General features: G+C 74.8%; 16 protein-coding genes and 1 pseudogene. 13 read left to right on the forward strand and 4 right to left on the reverse strand.

Annotation, left to right across the window (positions count from 1 at the left end; all coding sequences use genetic code 11):
• Positions 1–91 precede the first annotated feature (91 nt).
• A pseudogene (locus ACZ6NC_RS16360) lies at positions 92–658 on the forward strand (DUF3109 family protein); the annotation flags it as partial.
• Positions 659–683: 25 nt separating this feature from the next.
• Here the strand turns inward: ACZ6NC_RS16360 and ACZ6NC_RS16365 are convergent.
• Entirely contained in the window at positions 684–1,853 is a 1,170-nt protein-coding gene (locus ACZ6NC_RS16365) for an NADH-quinone oxidoreductase subunit D (protein ID WP_465733166.1), read from the reverse strand.
• The gene (locus tag ACZ6NC_RS16370) at positions 1,850–2,866 is read right to left on the reverse strand and encodes an SAM-dependent methyltransferase (protein WP_465733168.1); all 1,017 of its coding nucleotides are present in this window, start codon (positions 2,864–2,866) and stop codon (positions 1,850–1,852) included. The genes ACZ6NC_RS16365 and ACZ6NC_RS16370 overlap by 4 nt, the downstream gene beginning before the upstream one ends.
• Positions 2,867–2,995: 129 nt before the next feature.
• Between ACZ6NC_RS16370 and ACZ6NC_RS16375 the strand changes: the two genes are divergently transcribed.
• From ACZ6NC_RS16375 to ACZ6NC_RS16410, 8 genes are all read left to right on the forward strand, one after another.
• Positions 2,996–4,225, forward strand: coding sequence for a sensor histidine kinase (locus ACZ6NC_RS16375; protein ID WP_465733170.1), 1,230 nt, complete (start codon positions 2,996–2,998; stop codon positions 4,223–4,225).
• Between the two features lie 65 nt (positions 4,226–4,290).
• Complete coding sequence (locus ACZ6NC_RS16380; RefSeq protein WP_465733172.1) at positions 4,291–4,980, forward strand: response regulator; 690 nt, start codon at positions 4,291–4,293, stop codon at positions 4,978–4,980.
• Positions 4,981–5,068: 88 nt separating this feature from the next.
• Positions 5,069–6,013, forward strand: coding sequence for a Rossmann-like and DUF2520 domain-containing protein (locus ACZ6NC_RS16385; protein WP_465733174.1), 945 nt, complete (start codon positions 5,069–5,071; stop codon positions 6,011–6,013).
• Between the two features lie 3 nt (positions 6,014–6,016).
• On the forward strand, positions 6,017–6,922 hold the full coding sequence (panC, locus tag ACZ6NC_RS16390; protein WP_465733176.1) for a pantoate--beta-alanine ligase: 906 nt from the start codon (positions 6,017–6,019) through the stop codon (positions 6,920–6,922).
• Positions 6,923–7,014: 92 nt separating this feature from the next.
• Positions 7,015–7,464 carry an aspartate 1-decarboxylase gene (gene panD, locus ACZ6NC_RS16395; RefSeq protein ID WP_465733178.1) on the forward strand — a complete coding sequence of 150 codons (450 nt, stop codon included), beginning with the start codon at positions 7,015–7,017 and terminating at the stop codon, positions 7,462–7,464.
• Between the two features lie 17 nt (positions 7,465–7,481).
• The gene (locus ACZ6NC_RS16400) at positions 7,482–9,155 is read left to right on the forward strand and encodes an L-aspartate oxidase (RefSeq protein WP_465733180.1); all 1,674 of its coding nucleotides are present in this window, start codon (positions 7,482–7,484) and stop codon (positions 9,153–9,155) included.
• 4 nt (positions 9,156–9,159) lie between these two features.
• Entirely contained in the window at positions 9,160–10,122 is a 963-nt protein-coding gene (nadC, locus tag ACZ6NC_RS16405) for a carboxylating nicotinate-nucleotide diphosphorylase (RefSeq protein ID WP_465733182.1), read from the forward strand.
• Positions 10,123–10,154: 32 nt separating this feature from the next.
• Positions 10,155–10,940, forward strand: coding sequence for a type III pantothenate kinase (locus ACZ6NC_RS16410; protein WP_465733184.1), 786 nt, complete (start codon positions 10,155–10,157; stop codon positions 10,938–10,940).
• Between the two features lie 78 nt (positions 10,941–11,018).
• Here ACZ6NC_RS16410 and ACZ6NC_RS16415 read toward each other — a convergent pair whose 3' ends face one another.
• Together ACZ6NC_RS16415 and ACZ6NC_RS16420 are read right to left on the reverse strand one after the other, a co-directional pair.
• A complete protein-coding gene (locus ACZ6NC_RS16415) occupies positions 11,019–12,011 on the reverse strand; it encodes a hypothetical protein (protein WP_465733186.1) in 993 nt (330 codons plus the stop codon).
• Positions 12,012–12,064: 53 nt separating this feature from the next.
• Positions 12,065–12,619 carry a SigE family RNA polymerase sigma factor gene (locus ACZ6NC_RS16420; protein WP_465733188.1) on the reverse strand — a complete coding sequence of 185 codons (555 nt, stop codon included), beginning with the start codon at positions 12,617–12,619 and terminating at the stop codon, positions 12,065–12,067.
• Between the two features lie 366 nt (positions 12,620–12,985).
• On the opposite strand from ACZ6NC_RS16420, the gene ACZ6NC_RS16425 reads away from it, so the two are divergent.
• The 4 genes from ACZ6NC_RS16425 (at position 12,986) to ACZ6NC_RS16440 (ending at position 17,411) form a co-directional block, all read left to right on the forward strand.
• The gene (locus ACZ6NC_RS16425; RefSeq protein WP_465733190.1) at positions 12,986–14,593 is read left to right on the forward strand and encodes a peptidoglycan-binding protein; all 1,608 of its coding nucleotides are present in this window, start codon (positions 12,986–12,988) and stop codon (positions 14,591–14,593) included.
• Positions 14,590–15,285 carry an ABC transporter ATP-binding protein gene (locus ACZ6NC_RS16430; protein WP_465733192.1) on the forward strand — a complete coding sequence of 232 codons (696 nt, stop codon included), beginning with the start codon at positions 14,590–14,592 and terminating at the stop codon, positions 15,283–15,285. Before ACZ6NC_RS16425 ends, ACZ6NC_RS16430 begins: the two co-directional genes overlap by 4 nt.
• Positions 15,282–16,517 (forward strand): ABC transporter permease, encoded by a 1,236-nt coding sequence (locus tag ACZ6NC_RS16435; RefSeq protein WP_465733194.1) that lies wholly within the window; start codon positions 15,282–15,284, stop codon positions 16,515–16,517. Before ACZ6NC_RS16430 ends, ACZ6NC_RS16435 begins: the two co-directional genes overlap by 4 nt.
• Before the next feature lie 159 nt (positions 16,518–16,676).
• Positions 16,677–17,411 (forward strand): hypothetical protein, encoded by a 735-nt coding sequence (locus tag ACZ6NC_RS16440; protein ID WP_465733196.1) that lies wholly within the window; start codon positions 16,677–16,679, stop codon positions 17,409–17,411.
• Positions 17,412–17,514 lie beyond the last annotated feature (103 nt).

A 17,514-nucleotide genomic window follows, 5' to 3' on the forward strand; every position in this document is an offset into this window, starting at 1 on the left:
ACCCCCCCCCCCCCCCCCCCCCCCCCCCCCCCCCCCCCCCCCCCCCCACCCCCCCCACCCCCCCCCCCCCCCCCCCCCCCCCCCCCCCCCGGCCCGGCTGACGCCCGAGCTCTGGGAGAACTTCGCGCACGGCACCGACGCCAAGGGCCGGATCAAGGCCGACGGCGGCATCACCATGCTCGACGAGGACGGCGACCGGCAGACCCGCCGGGTCGGCGGCGCCTGCATCTTCGTCAACAGCCCGGGCTTCGCGGGCGGCGCCGGCTGCGCCCTGCACGCCCTCGCCCTCAAGGAGGGCAAGGAACCGCTGGAGACCAAGCCGGACGTCTGCTGGCAGCTCCCGGTGCGCCGCACCTACGACTGGATCGACCGACCGGACGACACCCGCTACCTCCAGGTCACCATCGGCGAGTACGACCGCCGCGGCTGGGGCCCGGGCGGCCACGACCTGCACTGGTGGTGCACCGGCAGCCCGGACGCGCACACCGGCGCCGACCCCGTGTACGTCAGCTACCGCCCCGAGCTCACCGAGCTGATGGGCAAGGCCGCGTACGAGGTGCTGACCGGTCTCTGCGAGCAGCGGATCGCCACCAAGGGCGACCGCAAGGTGGCCCCGCACCCGGCCGACCCGGCGAAGCCGAAGAAGAAGCAGCCGTAGGCGCGGCCTGCTGGTCGATGGCGGCCTACTTGTCGATGTCCCCGACGACGAAGAACATCGAGCCCAGGATCGCCACCATGTCGGCGACCAGGGTGCCGGGCAGCAGCTCGGTCAGCGCCTGGATGTTGTTGAAGGACGCCGAGCGGAGCTTGAGCCGCCACGGCGTCTTGTCGCCGCGCGACACCAGGTAGTAGCCGTTGACGCCGAGCGGGTTCTCCGTCCAGGCGTAGGTGCTGCCCTCGGGGGCCTTGAGCACCTTGGGCAGCCGCAGGTTGACCGGGCCGGGCGCCAGCGTGGCCAGCTTGTCGAGGCAGGCGTCGGCGAGGTCCAGCGCGTTGACGGTCTGCTCCAGCAGGCACTCGAAGCGGGCCAGGCAGTCGCCCTCTTCGCGGGTGACCACGGTCAGCACCGAGCGCAGCTCGTCCGAGCCGTACGCGAGGTAGGGCTCGTCGCGGCGCAGGTCGAAGTCGAGCCCGCTGGCGCGCGCGATCGGCCCGCTGACGCCGTACGCCTCGGCGTGCGCCTTGCTGAGCACGCCGACGCCGGCGGTGCGGGCGCGGAAGATCTCGTTGCCGAGGACGAGGTCCTCGAAGACCGGCAGCTGGGAGCGGACGGTGGCGACCGCCGCACGGACCCGGCCGAGCCAGCCGGCCGGGAGGTCCTCCTTGAGGCCGCCGACCCGGTTGAACATGTAGTGCATCCGGCCGCCGGAGGCCTCCTCCAGCACGTGCTGGAGGTCCTCGCGGCTGGAGAAGGCGTGGAAGATCGGGGTGATCCCGCCCAGCTCCAGCGGGTAGGAGCCGAGGAACATCAGGTGGTTGAGGACCCGGTTCAGCTCGGCGAGCAGGGTGCGGATCCAGACCGCGCGCTCGGGCACCTCCATGCCGAGCATCCGCTCGACGCCCAGCACCACGCCCAGTTCGTTGGCGAAGGCGGAGAGCCAGTCGTGCCGGTTGGCCAGCATGATGATCTGCCGGTAGTCGCGGGCCTCGAAGAGCTTCTCCGCGCCGCGGTGCATGTAGCCGATCACCGGCTCGGCGGTCACGATCCGCTCGCCGTCCAGCACCAGCTTCAGGCGCAGCACGCCGTGGGTCGCGGGGTGCTGCGGGCCGATGTTGAGCACCATGTCGGTGGTGCCCGCCTCGCCCGTGAAGTTCTCGGCTCCCGCCCCGATGCCGACCGTGGTCTCCCTCATGACCCCAGAGTCTGCCATCCCGGCAGCATCCCCAAGCTCTCCGGTACCGGCATGCGGACGGTCTGCGCGAGCCAGCCGAACGCGCCCAGGCCCGCGGAGTCGGTCAGCTCGGCGCCCTCGCCCGCACCGCCGAGCGCCCGCAGGTAGGCGACGGGGTCGGTGGAGGCCAGGGCGAGCGCCGGGCGGGCGCCGCTGACGCCGAGCGCCCGCAGGGCGTCGCGCTGCGTTGTCCACAGGCTGTGGAGACCGGGCACGGCCACCGCGTCCAGTGCGACGTGCGCGGTGACGTCGCGGGAGCCGTCCGGCACCGGCGGCACCTCGCGGCCGGCCCGGAAGCCGGTCAGGGTGGCCAGCGGCGGGCGGCGGTCGGCGGTGTGCCCGTAGTCGACGGCGACGGCGAGGCCGCGCTCCAGCCCGGCGACGGCGTGCGCCCAGGCCGCGTCCCGGGGCCCGCCGAGCTCCACGTACGCCCCCGGGTCGCGGGCCGGCCACCAGCGGGCGGCCCAGGCTGCGTCCGCCGCGTCCACCGGCGCGCCCGGGCGCTCGGCGCCCGTCACGGTGTCCACCTCGATGTAGCGCAGCACGCCGTCCTCGTCCACCTCCCCGGCGTCCAGCGGCACGTTGTCCAGCCACTCGTTGGCGAACAGCAGCCCGGTGACGCCGCGTGGCACCTCGTCCGTCCACAGGGCTGTGGACGGCAGTCCGTCCGGCCGGGCGGCGATCTCCACGCCGTACGGCCGCAGCCGGGCCCGCACCGCGTCCGGCAGCCCGGCCAGCACGCCGGCCAGCAACTCGCCGCGGCCCGCCCCGACGTCCACGAAGGCCAGCTCCTCCGGACGGCCGAGGGCCGCGTCAACCTCCAGCAGCAGCCGGGCCACCGCACGGGCGAACAACGGGGAGGCGTGCACGGAGGTGCGGAAGTGCCCTGCCGGGCCCTCCGGCCTGCGGTAGAAGCCGCCGTCCGGGTCGTACAGGGCCCGTTCCATCGCGGGCTGCCACCGCATCCAAGTCATGCAGCGGGACGCTACCGGGATCCGGGCGGACCCTCCCAAACGGAGCCGGGGCTTCTCCGACCTAGGGAGTAGGACGGATCGCCCTCCCGGCGGACCTGGGCACACTGTGCGACTGCCTACGCTTGAGACGTGCAACGACTCAACGCCTGGCTCCGCCGTCACCCCATGGTGGTCGACTCCGCCTGGGCGGCGATCGTGCTGTTCTTCGGGGTGCTGCCCAGCGACGCCGGCGAGGAGGGGTGGCGCGGGGGCGTGCAGCTCGCCGTCGCGATCATCCTGCCGCTGCTGATGGTCTTCCGGCGGCGCCGGCCGGACCTCACGGTGGCCGCCGCTGTCGTCATCGGGCTCACCCAGGTCGCGCTGAACGTCGACCCGGGCTCCTCCAGCATCGCCTACCTCGTCTTCGCGTACACCGGCGCCGCCTTCGGCTCCGCCTGGATCTCCAGGCTGGCCCTCGCCGCCGGGCTGGCCGCCGGTCCGCTGGTCTTCTGGCAGCAGGGGCTGCTCAAGAGCACGTACCACCCGGAAACCAAGACGACCACCTTCCACCCCTACGGCGTCGGCGAGACGCTCCTCATCATGGCGCTGATGACCAGCCCCTTCATCCTGTGCTGGGCGTGGGGCCGGCTGACCCGGGTGCGCCGGGCGTACCTGGTCGAGCTGGAGGACCGCGCCGCCCGGCTGGAACGCGAGCGGGACGCCCAGGCCAAGGTGGCGGTCGCCGCCGAACGGGCGCGGATCGCGCGTGAGCTGCACGACGTGGTCGCGCACAACGTCTCCGTCATGATCGTCCAAGCCGACGGTGCCGCGTACGTCCTGGACAACTCGCCGCAGCAGGCCAAGGAGGCGCTCGGCACGATCGCCTCCACCGGGCGCCAGGCACTGGTCGAGATGCGCCGTCTGCTGGGCGTGCTGCGGACCGCCGACACCGCCGAGGAGTATGTGCCGCAGCCGGGTGTCGAGGAGCTGCCCGAGCTGCTGGACCAGGTCCGCACGGCCGGCCTCCAGGTGGAGTTCGCCACCTCGGGCAACCCCCGCGAGCTGCCGCGCGGCGTCGAGCTGACGGTCTACCGGATCGTCCAGGAGGCGCTGACCAACGTCCGCAAGCACGGCGGCCCCGACGTGCACGCCCGGGTCGCGGTCGACTTCGGCGAGCGCGAGCTGGCCGTCCTGGTCGAGGACGACGGCCGCGGCTCCACCGACGAGCAGCTGGCCACCGGCGGCATCGACGGCCAGGGGCACGGCCTGATCGGCATGCGCGAGCGGGTCGGCATGGTCAGTGGCAGCCTCGACGTCGGGCCGCGCCCCGGCGGCGGCTTCCGGATCCGCGCCATCCTGCCGCTCAAGACAGCCCACTGACCGGGCCGCCCACCGACCGCCCCACCGCGCCGCCCCACCGCGCCGCCCCCGAACTAGGAGCCACCTTGACCATCCGCGTGATGCTCGTCGACGACCAGGAGCTGCTGCGCACCGGCTTCCGGATGATCCTGCAGTCACAGGGCGACATCGAGATCGCCGCCGAGGCCGGCGACGGCGCGCAGGCCCTGGAGAAGCTGAAGCACACGCAGGTGGACGTGATCCTGATGGACGTCCGGATGCCCCGCCTGGACGGTGTGCAGACCACCCGCCGGATCTGCCTCGCCGAGGACGGCAGCCCGCTGCCCGACGCCCCGCACGTCCTCATCCTCACCACCTTCGACCTCGACGAGTACGCCTTCGCCGCGCTCAAGGCCGGGGCCAGCGGCTTCCTGCTCAAGGACGTGCCGCCGACCGAGCTGGTGGCCGCGATCCGCGCGGTGCACGGCGGCGACGCGGTGGTCGCGCCGACCACCACCCGCCGCATGATCGACCGCTTCGCCGAGGTGCTGCCCACCCCGGCCAGCGCGCCCGGCCCGGACACCCTCGGCCCGCTCACCGAGCGCGAGCGCGAGGTCTTCCTGCTGGTCGCCCAGGGCCTGTCGAACGGTGAGATCGCCGCCCGGCTGGTGCTCTCCGAGGCCACCGTGAAGACCCACGTCGGCCGGATCCTGGCCAAGCTCGGCCTGCGCGACCGGGTCCAGGCCGTCGTCCTGGCCTACGAGGCGGGTCTGATCCGGGCCGGCGCCACGGATTGAAGGCGTGCCGGACCACGCCCGTAGAATGGGCCGGTGCGTCCGGTACCCGAGGAGGACCGGAACGGAGAGTGAGGACCAGGGCCGAGCCGTGAGCAGTGCCGACAGTGCCGACTTCACCCCGCTCGCCGACGGTTTCGGCGACCCTGCCGACCCCGGCAACCGCCCGGCCCGGCTCGCCGTCGGCGTGGTCGGCACCGGCCGCGTCGGCCCCGCGCTCGGCGCCGCCCTCCAGCTCGCCGGGCACAAGGTGGTCGCCGCCTCCGGGGTCTCCGCCGCCTCCCGCCGCCGCGCCGACGCGCTGCTGCCGGGCGTACGGATCGTCACCCCGCCACAGGTCCTCGCCGCCGCCGACCTGGTGCTGCTCACCGTCCCCGACGACGCGCTGGCCGACCTGGTCGCCGGCCTCGCCGCGACCGGTTCGATCCGCCCTGGCCAGCTCGTCGTGCACACCTCGGGCGCGCACGGCGTCGCCGTCCTGGAGCCCGCCACCCGGGCCGGGGCGCTGCCGCTGGCGCTGCACCCCGCGATGACCTTCACCGGCACCTCCGTCGACCTGGCCCGCCTCGCCGGCTGCCCGTTCGGGGTGACCGCCCCCGAGGAACTGCGCCCGGTCGCCGAGGCGCTGGTGGTGGAGATGGGCGGCGAGCCCGAGTGGGTGCCGGAAGGCGTCCGCGCGCTCTACCACACGGCCCTCGCACACGGCGCCAACCACCTGGTCACCCTGGTCGCGCAGGCCCTGGAGCTGCTGCGCACCGCCGGGGTCGCCGAACCCGGCCGGCTGCTCGGCCCGCTGCTCGGCGCCGCCCTGGACAACAGCCTTCGCTCCGGCGACGCGGCCCTGACCGGCCCGGTCGCCCGGGGCGACACCGGCACCGTGCGGCGCCACCTGGCGCAGCTCAGTACGGTGTCCCCGGACATCCCGGCCGCCTACCGGGCGATGGCCCGCGCCACCGCCCAGCGGGCGCTCGCGCACGGGACGATCGACGAAGCGTCGGCGGCGGCGCTGCTGGACGTACTGAACGAGGAGAGCTGACCAATGGCACGCGGCAAGCAGCCGGGCAAGGCCCAGCGGGCACCCAAGGTCCACCGGGCCGTCGTCACCCACACCGTCGCCGACTTCGAGTCGGCCTTCTGGCCGGACGAGCAGCCGGTGGACAACGCGGTCGTGATGACCATGGGCGCACTGCACGAGGGCCACGCCGCGCTGATCCGGGCCGCCCGCAAGCAGGTCGGCCGGGAGGGCCGGGTCGCCGTCACCGTCTTCGTCAACCCGCTGCAGTTCGGCGCGGGCGAGGACCTGGAGCGTTACCCGCGCACCCTGGACGAGGACGTGAAGCTCGCCGAGGAGAGCGGCGCCGACGTGGTCTTCGCGCCGTCGGTCGACGAGGTCTACCCGAACGGTGAGCCCCAGGTACGCCTGGCGGCCGGCCCGATGGGCGACCGCTACGAGGGCGCCACCCGCCCCGGCCACTTCGACGGTGTGCTGACCGTGGTCGCCAAGCTGCTGCACATCACCGACCCGGACTTCGCCTTCTTCGGCGAGAAGGACGCCCAGCAGCTGGCGATCATCCAGCGGATGGTGGCCGACCTGGACTTCGACGTCGAGGTCGTGGGCGTGCCGACGATCCGCGAGGAGGACGGCCTGGCCCTCTCCTCCCGCAACCGCTACCTCTCCGACGAGGACCGCGCGCACGCGCTCGCCCTGTCCAAGGCGCTGTTCGCCGGCCGCGACGTGGCCGCGCAGGGACCGAAGGCCGTGCGCGAGGCCGCCGCGGCCGTCCTGGACGCTGCCGAAGGTGTCACCCTCGACTACCTCGCCCTGATCGACCCGCACGACTTCACCGAGGCGGCGGACGACTTCCAGGGCGAGGCGGTGCTGGCCGTCGCCGCGAAGGTGGGCTCGACCCGCCTGATCGACAACGTCCACGTCATCTGCCGCTAGACGGATGAGCAACAAGCACAGAATCGTCCGGTAACTCGGGCAATCCGGTAAGCAACCCCTCAGGCATGCACTCACAGGAGGCGTGACCCGCAATGCTCCGCACCATGCTCAAGTCCAAGATCCACCGGGCCACCGTGACCCAGGCCGACCTGCACTACGTCGGCTCGGTCACGGTGGACGAGGACCTGCTCGACGCCGCCGACCTGCTCCCCAGCGAGCTGGTCCACATCGTCGACATCAACAACGGCGCCCGGCTGGAGACGTACACCATCGCCGGCCCGCGCGGCTCCGGCGTGATCGGCATCAACGGCGCCGCCGCCCGTCTGGTCCACCCGGGCGACCTCGTCATACTCATCGCCTACGGGCAGATGGACACCGCCGAGGCCAAGGGCTACGAGCCGAAGGTCGTCTTCGTGGACGCCGACAACCGGATCACCGGCATGGGCGGCGACCCCGCCGAGGCGGCGGAGGGCAGCGGGCTGCTCCGCGGCGACCAGGCGTACCGTGACGGCAACGACGCGGCCCCGACCGCCGCGCGCTGAAGGAGCCACTGAACGCCATGTCCGTCACGCACCGCCTCGCCGCCCCCGCCCCCGGCTGGACGACCACCACCGACGTCGTCGTGGTCGGCTCCGGCGTGGCCGGCCTCACCGTCGCCCTCAACGTCCGCAAGGCCGGCCTGCGGGCCACGGTGGTCACCAAGGCGATGCTCGACGACGGCTCCACCCGCTGGGCCCAGGGCGGCATCGCCGCCGCCCTGGGCGAGGGTGACACCCCCGAGCAGCACCTGGACGACACCCTGGTGGCGGGCGCCGGGCTCTGCGACGAGGAGGCCGTGCGGACCCTCGTCACCGAGGGCCCGGAGGCCGTCCGCCACCTGATCGCCACCGGCGCCGCCTTCGACCGCGGCGAGGACGGCGAGATCCTGCTCACCCGCGAGGGCGGCCACCACCGGCGCCGGATCGCGCATGCGGGCGGGGACGCCACCGGCGCCGAGATATCGCGTGCGCTGGTCGCCGCCGTGCGCAGCGACCCGGGCCTGGAGCTGATCGAGCACGCCCTCGTCCTCGACCTGCTGACCGACGCCGACGGCCACGCGGCCGGGCTGACCCTGCACGTGATGGGCGAGGGCCAGCGCGACGGCGTCGGCGCCATCCGGGCCCGCGCGGTGGTGCTCGCCACCGGCGGCATGGGCCAGGTCTTCTCGGCCACCACCAACCCGGCGGTCTCCACCGGCGACGGCGTGGCGCTCGCGCTGCGGGCCGGCGCCGAGGTCACCGACCTGGAGTTCGTCCAGTTCCACCCGACCGTGCTCTGGCTCGGCCCGGAGGCCGAGGGCCAGCAGCCGCTGGTCTCCGAGGCGGTCCGCGGCGAGGGCGCGCACCTGGTCGACGCGGCCGGCACCCGGTTCATGCTCGGGCAGCACGAGCTGGCCGAGCTGGCCCCGCGCGACATCGTCGCCAAGGCGATCACCCTTCAGATGCAGCTCCAGGGCACCGAGCACATGTACCTGGACGGGCGGCACTTCGGCGCCGAGATGTGGGAGCAGCGGTTCCCGACCATCCTCGCCTCCTGCCGCGCGCACGGCATCGACCCGGTCACCGAACCGATCCCGGTCGCCCCGGCCGCGCACTACGCCTCCGGCGGCATCCGCACCGACCCGCTCGGCCGCACCACCGTCCCGGGCCTGTACGCCTGCGGCGAGGTGGCCTGCACCGGGGTGCACGGCGCCAACCGGCTGGCGTCCAACTCGCTGCTGGAGGGCCTGGTCTTCGCCGAGCGGATCGCCGCCGACCTGACCGGCCGGCACCTCGCGGGCGAGCTGCCCGAACGGTCGGTGGACGTCGCGGCCGCCCGCGCCGCGCACGCGGTGCCGCTGCCCGCGCCCGAGGCGCGCGCCGAGGTCCAGCGGCTGATGTCGCGCGGCGCCGGCGTGCTGCGCTCGGCCGCGTCGATGGCCGACACCGCCGCCGGGCTCACCCTGCTCGCCGAGCAGGCCTACGCGCACGTCGCCGAGGAGAAGCCGGCCGACCCCCGGGTGGAGACCTGGGAGGCCGCCAACCTGCTGCTGGTCGCCACCGCCCTGGTCACGGCCGCCGCACAGCGCGCCGAGACCCGCGGCTGCCACTGGCGCGAGGACTTCCCCGAGCGCGACGACGCCCACTGGCGGCGCCACCTGATCACCACCCTCACCGCCTCCGGCGACCTTGTCAGCACCCCTGAGGAGCAGTAGAACCATGACCCACTCCCACGAGGAACTCCCGATGGCCGGAGGCTGCGGCGACGGCTGCGCCTGCGGGGACGGCGAGGGCTACGAGACCGGCCTGGACCCGCAGCTCGCCGAGCTGCTGGAGGACGCCGGGCTGGACCCGATCGAGGTCGAGGACATCGCGACCCTGGCGCTGGCCGAGGACCTGGCCGGCGGCGAGGACGTCACCTCGGTCGCCACCGTGCCGGCCGAGGCCGTCGCCACCGCCGACTTCACCGCCCGCGAGGCCGGCGTGGTGGCCGGCCTGCGGATCGCCGAGGCCGTCGTCTCGCTGGTCTGCGAGGAGGAGTTCGAGGTCGAGCGGCACGTCCAGGACGGCGACCGGGTCGAGGCCGGCCAGGTGCTGCTCTCCGTCCGCAGCCGCACGCGCGACCTGCTGACCGCCGAGCGCAGCGCGCTCAACCTGCTCTGCCACCTCTCCGGCATCGCCACCGCCACCCGCGCCTGGGCGGACGCCCTGGAGGGCACCGGCGCGGTGGTCCGCGACACCCGCAAGACCACCCCCGGCCTGCGGGCGCTGCAGAAGTACGCGGTCCGCTGCGGCGGCGGCGCCAACCACCGGATGGCGCTCTCCGACGCGGCCCTGGTCAAGGACAACCACGTGGTCGCGGCCGGCGGCGTCGCCGAGGCGTTCCGGGCCGTCAAGGCCGCCTACCCCGACCTGCCGGTCGAGGTCGAGGTGGACACCCTGGAGCAGATCCCGCCGGTGCTGGAGGCCGGGGCCGACCTGATCCTGCTGGACAACTTCACCGTCCCGCAGCTCAAGGAGGCCGTCGAGCTGGTGGCCGGCCGGGCCCGGCTGGAGGCTTCCGGCGGCCTGACCCTGGCCACCGCGCACGAGGTCGCCCAGACTGGTGTCGACTACCTGGCCGTGGGCGCGCTCACGCACTCCTCGCCGATCCTGGACATCGGCCTCGACCTGCGCGCCTGATCACCTGATCGCCCCTCACGCAGAAGGCACCCATGCTGCTCACCATCGACGTCGGCAACACCCAGACCACACTCGGCCTGTTCGACGGCGAGGAAGTGGCCGAGCACTGGCGGATCTCCACCGATCCGCGCCGCACGGCCGACGAGCTGGCGGTGCTCCTGCAGGGGCTGATGGGCTCGCACACCGCGGTCAACGAGGCCGCGGTGGAGGGCCTGGCGATCTGCTCGTCCGTCCCCTCGGTGCTCCACGAGTTCCGCGAGGTGACGCGCCGTTACTACGGCGACGTCCCCGCGGTGATCGTGGAGCCCGGGGTGAAGACGGGCGTGCACGTCCTGATGGACCACCCCAAGGAGGTCGGCGCCGACCGGATCGTCAACGCGCTGGCCGCCAACCACCTGTACGGCGGCCCGTGCATCGTGGTCGACTTCGGCACCGCCACCACCTTCGACGCGATCAACGCCCGCGGCGACTACGTCGGCGGGGCGATCGCCCCCGGCATCGAGATCTCCGTGGAGGCGCTCGGCGCGCGCGGCGCCCAGCTGCGCAAGATCGAGCTGGCCCGGCCGCGCAACGTGATCGGCAAGAACACCGTCGAGGGCATGCAGTCCGGCATCCTCTACGGCTTCGCCGGCCAGGTCGACGGCCTGGTCGACCGGATGGCCAAGGAGCTCGCCAAGGACCCGGACGACGTCCAGGTCATCGCCACCGGCGGGCTTGCCCCGCTGGTCCTCGGCGAGGCCGGCACCATCGACGTGCACGAGCCCTGGCTGACCCTGATCGGCCTGCGCCTGGTGTACGAGCGCAACCGCCCGAGCTGAGGCCGCGCCTCCGCCGGGCCCGGCGCGTCCGGCGCGGCTCTCCCGGGCCCGGTGCTCCTGGTCCCGGCGCTTCCGGCCTCAGCGGCCGGGCGAGGGGACGGCCGGCGGCGTCAGCGGCCCCGCCGGCGCGGTGCCGGCGCCCGGCGGCACCGGCGTCGCCGGGACGGTCGGGAGGGCCGTCGCACCGGGGATCGGCGGCGGCGTCCCCTTCGACGCCTCTTCGGCGAGCCGTCGCGCGACGTCCAGGGGCAGCACCCCCCCGTCGCCCGGCGCCGGGACGATGGTCGCCATGCGGGGCAACCCGCCCTTCGCCGGGAGCGCGGCGGCGACCCGGTCCCAGCGCCGGTCCGTGACCACCTCGGCCATCCGGTCGGTGGTCAGCGGCGGGTCCACCCTGGTCACCGGCGTGCCCCGCTCCAGCGGCTTGCGGTTCCACTCCTGGAGCATCAGCTCGTAGCCGGTCTTCGTGTGCAGTTTGGCGGACCACATCTTCGAGCCGGCCGGCTCGCCGGACCGCGTCCCGGCCTGGTAGACGACGAGGCGTGACCCGTCCGCCGTGGTGGACTCGGTGCAGGCGTCGGGTGCGGCGGCGCGATCGCAGCCGCTGACAAGGCCGGTCATGTCGTGGGAGATCGAGAACAGGTACTGCACCACGCCCTGCCCGTCGTCATAGGTCAGCCGCAGCTGCGGGATGTCGCTCTCAGTCCCCCTGGCCTCGCCGACCTCGACGACCTTTCCGGCCGGCAGCAGACCGGTCAGCATGCCGAGGAACTCCTGGCCGGAGACCGGCGCGGCGGAAGCGGAGGAGGCGGCGGCCGGGCCGAGGCTGCTGCCACCGCCGCCGGACAGGCCGGCGACGGCCACCCCGCCGACGCCGACGCCGACCAGCGCCAGCGCGGCCGCGCCGGCCAGGACGGACGCCCGCCGGCGACGGCGCAGCCGGAGGCCGTACGCCCAGCCGGTGTCGACCAGCGCGGTGGTCTCGGTGCGGAAGGCCTCCCCCGCGCCGGCGATCGCCGCGGCGAAGTCCTGCTCGTACTGGGTGTCGGGAAGATCCCGGTCTGCGGACATGCTGAACCACCGTTTCAGTCGGTCGGTCGGGTGTGTGTAGCGGGCGAGCCGGCTCAACGCCCGGCGAGTTCGCCGAGGCTGTCGCCGAGTACGGCGCGGATCCGGCCGAGCGCCCGCACCGTCCGGGTGCGGACCGCGCCCGAGCTGCTGCGCAGGATCTCGGAGGTCTCCTCGACGCTGCGGTCCTCCCAGTAGCGCAGGACCAGCACCGCCCGGTCGCGCGGCGCGAGTCGGCCGAGGGCGTCGACCAGGGTGAGCCGCAGCGCCGGGTCGCTCTCCCGGGCGGCGCCGTCCGGGACGGCGTCGACGGGCTGCTCGCCGCTGCTGCGGCGGCCGCGGTGTGAGAGGAAGGCGCGCACCAGCACGGTGTGCGCGTACCCCGCCGGGTTCTCGATCCGGGCGCGCGGGACGAGCCAGGACGTGCGGTGCCACTGGGCGTAGATCCGCCCGAGGGTCTCCTGGACCAGGTCCTCCGCCAGGTGGGTGTCCCCACCGGTGAGGAGGCAGGCGGTGCGGTACAGGTGCGGGGTGCGGGCCGCCGCGAAGGCCCGGAAGTCCTCGTCCCGGTCCCGGACTCCCGTCGTCCGAAGCTGACCTTCTCGTGCCATCTGCCGGGCTCCCCTGCCTCGTTTTCCCCTACACCTGGATGACCGGCGGCGGGCCGGGGATGTTACAGACGCCCACAGGATCTCCGGCGCGACCGGTCCGGCCGGCAGGCCGGCACGGCGGCTGCCACCCGCGCCGGGCCTGCCTGTTCCACGACTCCGGCTGGTACGGGTACGGCGCCTTCTCCGAGCGGAACGCCCCGGCGCCGGCGCGGATCCGCGAGGGCGGCGAGGCCGCCCGAGGACGGCGACCCAGGGCCTGCCTCAGGATCGGGAGAGGCCTGACAGCTCATCAATACTGTTGTATACAAGCCTGATTGGCCCGGGGGTGGACCGGCCGGGGCCGGACAGCCGGATCGAGGGTGGGGCGTGTCGGAGTTCGAGGGGCCGGATGTGACGGCCGGGGACGGCCTGGCCGGCGGGCCGGAACCGCTGGAGGACGAGTCCGGGCGGCGCGGGCCGCGGCGGCGCGGACGGCTGCTGCTGGCCGTGGTGGCGGCCGCGGTGGTCCTCTCCGGCGGCGGGCTGGCCGCCTCACTGGTGATCAAGTCGCCCGCGCAGGCCGCGGCGGAGAGCGAGCCGCCGCCGGCGGACGTGCTGACCGCCCCGGTGGAGAAGCGGGTGCTGACCGACTCGGTGGTGGTCCGCGGACAGGTCAGCGCCGGCCAGTCGGTGGACGTGGCGCCGGCCGGCGGCGGGGCGGGCGGGGTCAAACCGGTGGTGACCAGGCTGCCGCTGAAGGCCGGCGACCAGACCCAGGCCGGGCAGTCGGTGCTGGAGGTGGCCGGGCGGCCGGTGTTCGCACTCAAGGGCGACCTCCCGGTCTACCGGGACCTCAAGCCCGGGGCCACCGGACAGGACGTCGAACAGCTCCAACAGGCCCTGAAGGAGCTCGGCTTCGGCTCGGACGACGACCCCGGGGGCACCTACGGGGCGGCGACCAAGGCCGCGGTGAAGGCGTTCTACGCGGCGCGCGGCTACGACCCGCTGCCGGCCTCCCCGGACGGGGGCGCCCAGGTGTCGGCCGCACAGGACGCGGTGACCGGCGGCGAGCGGGCGCTGTCCGACGCCAAGGACGCACTGAAGGCCGCCCGGAAGCGGTACGACGACGCGGTGGCCGCCCAGCGGGCCCGGCAGTCCGCCCAGGCCCAGGCCACCGCGACGACCGGCACAAGCTCCACAGGCGCGGGCGCGGGCTCCGCCGGCGAGAGCCCGGTGGACGCTGCCCGCACCGCCGTCGACACCGCCCAGAAGCAGGTGACCCGCTCCGGCGAGGACCTCGCCAAGCTCCGGAAGAAGGCCACCGACGTCGAGGCCGCCGTCGGCCCGATGGTCCCGGCCAGCGAACTGCTCTTCCTCTCCGGCTTCCCCGCCCGGGTGGACGCCGTCACCGGCCGGATCGGCGGTGAGGTCGGCGGCAAGGTGCTGACCGTCTCGGCCGGGGCCCTGGTGGTCAAGGGCTCGCTGACCGTCTCCGACAAGGGCCTGGTCCACCCGGGCCAGCAGGTCGAGATCCTCTCCGAGGTGGCCGGGACCAAGGCCGCCGCCAAGGTGGCGGCGGTCGCCGACACCCCCGGCGACGACCGGCAGTCCGGCACCGGCAGCACCCAGGGAGGCGCCGGCCAGCAGGGCGGCGGCACCGGCCAGGGCGGCGGGCCGGCCGGCTACCAGCTGGTGGTCCAGCCGGACACCCCGCTCGACCCGAGACTGGCCGGCCAGGACGTCCGCCTCACCGTCCAGGCCGCCTCCTCGGCCGGCCCGGTGCTGGTCGTCCCGCTGTCGGCGGTCTCCGCGACGGCGGACGGCAGGACCGTGGTGACGGTCTACGGGAACGGGCAGCGCCGCCGGGTCGAGGTGACCCCGGGCATGGTCGGCGGAGGCAGCGCGGAGATCCGGCCGCTCGTCGAGGGCACGGTCAAGCCCGGCGACCAGGTGATCGTCGGCGTGAAGGACGCCGCCAGGGCGGGCGCCCCGTGAGCACCCCCGTCATCGAGTTCCGCCAGGTCGGCCTGACCTACCCGGGCCCGCCCCCGGTCGCCGCCCTCAAGCCCTGCGACCTGGCCGTCGACCCGGGCGAGTACGTCACGGTGATCGGACCGTCCGGCTCCGGCAAGTCCACCTTCCTCAACCTCGCCGGCCTGCTGGACACCCCCACCACCGGCCGGTACCTGCTGGACGGCATCGACACCGGCGCGCTCCCCGACGGCGACCGCACCGCGCTGCGCGGACGCCGGATCGGCTTCGTCTTCCAGTCCTTCCATCTGCTGCCGCACCGCTCGGCGGCCGAGAACGTCGCCCTCGCCATGCTGTACACGGCCCCCCGCGGCCGCCGGGCCGCCGCCGAGCGGGGGGACCGGGCCCGCGCGGCACTCGTCCGGGTGGGCCTCGGCCACCGGCTGGACGCCCTGCCGACCCGGCTCTCCGGCGGCGAGCGGCAGCGGGTCGCGATCGCCCGGGCGCTGGTCGGACGGCCCTCGCTGCTGCTCTGCGACGAGCCGACCGGCAACCTGGACACCGCGACCGCGGAGTCCGTCCTCGCCCTGCTGGACGGGCTGCACGCGCAGGGCCTGACCGTCCTGCTGATCACCCACGACCCGCAGGTGGCCGCCCGCGGCCGGCGGACGGTGGCGATCCGCGACGGCGTGCTGCGGGAGGTGGCCGCGGCATGAGGCTGCGCCGGCGTACCCCCGTGGTCGAGCCTTCCCGGCTGCCGCTGCGCGACCTGCTCTCCGAGGCCCTGGCCGGGGTGCTGCAGCGCCCCGCCCGCTCGGCGCTGACCGGTCTCGGGACCGTCCTCGGGGTCGGCGCCTTCGTGGCCGTCCTCGGGCTGACCGCCACCGCCTCCTCCCAGATCGACTCCCGGTTCAACGTGCTGACCGCGACCGAGGTGAGCGTCGAGGACACCGGCGGGCAGCGGCCGGAGCCGACCGGGCTCTCCTTCCCCGCCGACGCCGACGCCCGGATCCAGCGGCTGAACGGGGTCGAGGCGGCCGGCGTCTACTGGCCGGTGCGCCAGGCCACCGGCGCCGTCCGGGCCGCGCCGGTCGGCCGGTACAACGGCGGGGACCAGGTGGCGGTGGTCGCCGCCTCGGCCGGCGTGCTGGCGGCGGCCGAGCCGCAGCTCGTCCAGGGCCGGACCTTCGACTCCTGGCACGACGACACCGGCCGGCAGGTCGCCGTGATCGGCACCGCGACGGCGGCCCGGCTGGGGATCACCACGCTGGAGACCCAGCCCGCGATCTTCCTGGACGGCAAGCCGTTCACCGTTATCGGGATCGTCGGCGACGTCCGGCGCAAGGCCGACCTGCTGCTCTCCGTCACCGTGCCGCGCGGGGCCGCCGAGAGGCTCTGGGGCCCGCCCGACCGGGAACGGGCGAAGATGATCATCTCCACCAGGATCGGCGCGACCCGGCAGATCGCCGGCGAGGCCGCGCTCGCGCTGGACCCGGCCCACCCGGAGAACTTCAAGCCGGTGCCGCCCCCCGACCCGCGCACGCTGCGCACCGACGTCACCTCCGACCTCAACCGGCTCTTCCTGCTGCTCGCCGGGATCTGCCTGGTGATCGGCGCGGTCGGGATCGCCAACACCACCCTGGTCGCCGTCCTGGAGCGGACCGGGGAGATCGGCCTGCGCCGGGCGCTGGGCGCCAAGGGCCGCCACATCACCGGCCAGTTCCTCTCCGAGTCGGCCTCGCTGGGGCTGGTCGGCGGCCTCATCGGCACCTCACTGGGGGTGCTCACGGTGCTAGGCGTGGCACTGGCCCGCGACTGGACCCCGGTCGTCGACCCGGTGACGGTGGCCGCCGCGCCGGTCATCGGCCTCGCCACCGGCCTGCTGGCCGGCGTCTACCCGGCCTGGCGCGCGGCCCGGATCCAGCCGGCGGAGGCGCTGCGGCGCTGACACCGCACCGATACGCCGCCGGACGGACTGCCCCGGCGCCCGCCCGGCCCTTCGTCCACGTGACATCCACGGGACATCCGCCGGCATTCGGCGGGCCGAACGTGGGGCGTCGGCGCGACGTTACCGACAAATCGGATATTCCTCACGTAGTGTCAACCCATGCCTACGCCACACGGATCGCGCGGCGGCATGGCCTTCAGCGCCGACGAAGTCCGCGTGCTGCGCCGCGCCCTCGCCCAAGCCCTGCACCCTGCCGTCCCCGTCCATCTCCAAGTCCCCGACCGGCTGCCGTTCGCCGGCGCGGGCGCGGAGCTGTGGGCCGAGGACGTCCAGGACGCCCTGCGCCTGACCGAGGCGATCGACGAGGCCGTCCAGGAGGGCGGCCGGCTGCGCACCTTCCTGCTCGCCGACCTCGGCCGCTACCGGGCCGCACTGCCCGGCAGCGCCCGCGGCTACCTGGAACGCCTGGAGGAGGCGGTGACCGACGGCTACCTCCCGGGGCCCGAGGACCTCACCGCGCTGCGCGGCCTGACCCGCCAGCCCTGCGGCCAGAGCGAACGGTCCCGCCGCTCGCGGCTGGCCGGCCGCTGCCACGCACTGGCCGAGGCCGCCGTCCGCGAGCGGCTCGCCCTCACCACCGGCCAGCGCCACCTCGTCGCCGTACCGAGCCCCGCCGCACCACCGAGCAGTCTCCCCACCCCTGTTGGAGGACGGATTCCGATGAGCAGCACCGACGCCGGCACCGAGCAGCCCGCCACCCCCGCGTCCGCGCCCCGCCCGCACCGGATGCCCACCCCGGCCGAGCTCTTCGGCCGCCGGCCCAAGCCTCCGGCCCGCCCCGCGGCCCCCGCCGCGCCGGAAGAGGAACTGGAACTCGCCACCGGCACCGGCTGACCCGAAGGGCCGAGGAGGGGGGGGGGGGGGGGGGGGGGGGGGGGGGGGGGGGGGGGGGGGGGGGGGCGGGAGATCGGAGAGAGAAGGAACGGGGGAAGGCGGC

This window comes from Kitasatospora sp. NPDC041988 (assembly GCF_055588525.1).

Excerpts from the sequence above, each read along its gene's own strand:
- ACZ6NC_RS16365 (WP_465733166.1), bottom strand. The coding sequence starts at position 1,853 with ATGAGGGAGACCACGGTCGGCATCGGGGCGGGAGCCGAGAACTTCACG.
- panC (WP_465733176.1), top strand. The coding sequence starts at position 6,017 with ATGGCACGCGGCAAGCAGCCGGGCAAGGCCCAGCGGGCACCCAAGGTC.
- ACZ6NC_RS16415 (WP_465733186.1), bottom strand. The coding sequence starts at position 12,011 with ATGTCCGCAGACCGGGATCTTCCCGACACCCAGTACGAGCAGGACTTC.
- ACZ6NC_RS16440 (WP_465733196.1), top strand. The coding sequence starts at position 16,677 with ATGCCTACGCCACACGGATCGCGCGGCGGCATGGCCTTCAGCGCCGAC.
- ACZ6NC_RS16410 (WP_465733184.1), top strand. The coding sequence starts at position 10,155 with ATGCTGCTCACCATCGACGTCGGCAACACCCAGACCACACTCGGCCTG.
- ACZ6NC_RS16370 (WP_465733168.1), bottom strand. The coding sequence starts at position 2,866 with ATGACTTGGATGCGGTGGCAGCCCGCGATGGAACGGGCCCTGTACGAC.
- nadC (WP_465733182.1), top strand. The coding sequence starts at position 9,160 with ATGACCCACTCCCACGAGGAACTCCCGATGGCCGGAGGCTGCGGCGAC.
- ACZ6NC_RS16420 (WP_465733188.1), bottom strand. The coding sequence starts at position 12,619 with ATGGCACGAGAAGGTCAGCTTCGGACGACGGGAGTCCGGGACCGGGAC.
- ACZ6NC_RS16435 (WP_465733194.1), top strand. The coding sequence starts at position 15,282 with ATGAGGCTGCGCCGGCGTACCCCCGTGGTCGAGCCTTCCCGGCTGCCG.
- ACZ6NC_RS16400 (WP_465733180.1), top strand. The coding sequence starts at position 7,482 with ATGTCCGTCACGCACCGCCTCGCCGCCCCCGCCCCCGGCTGGACGACC.
- panD (WP_465733178.1), top strand. The coding sequence starts at position 7,015 with ATGCTCCGCACCATGCTCAAGTCCAAGATCCACCGGGCCACCGTGACC.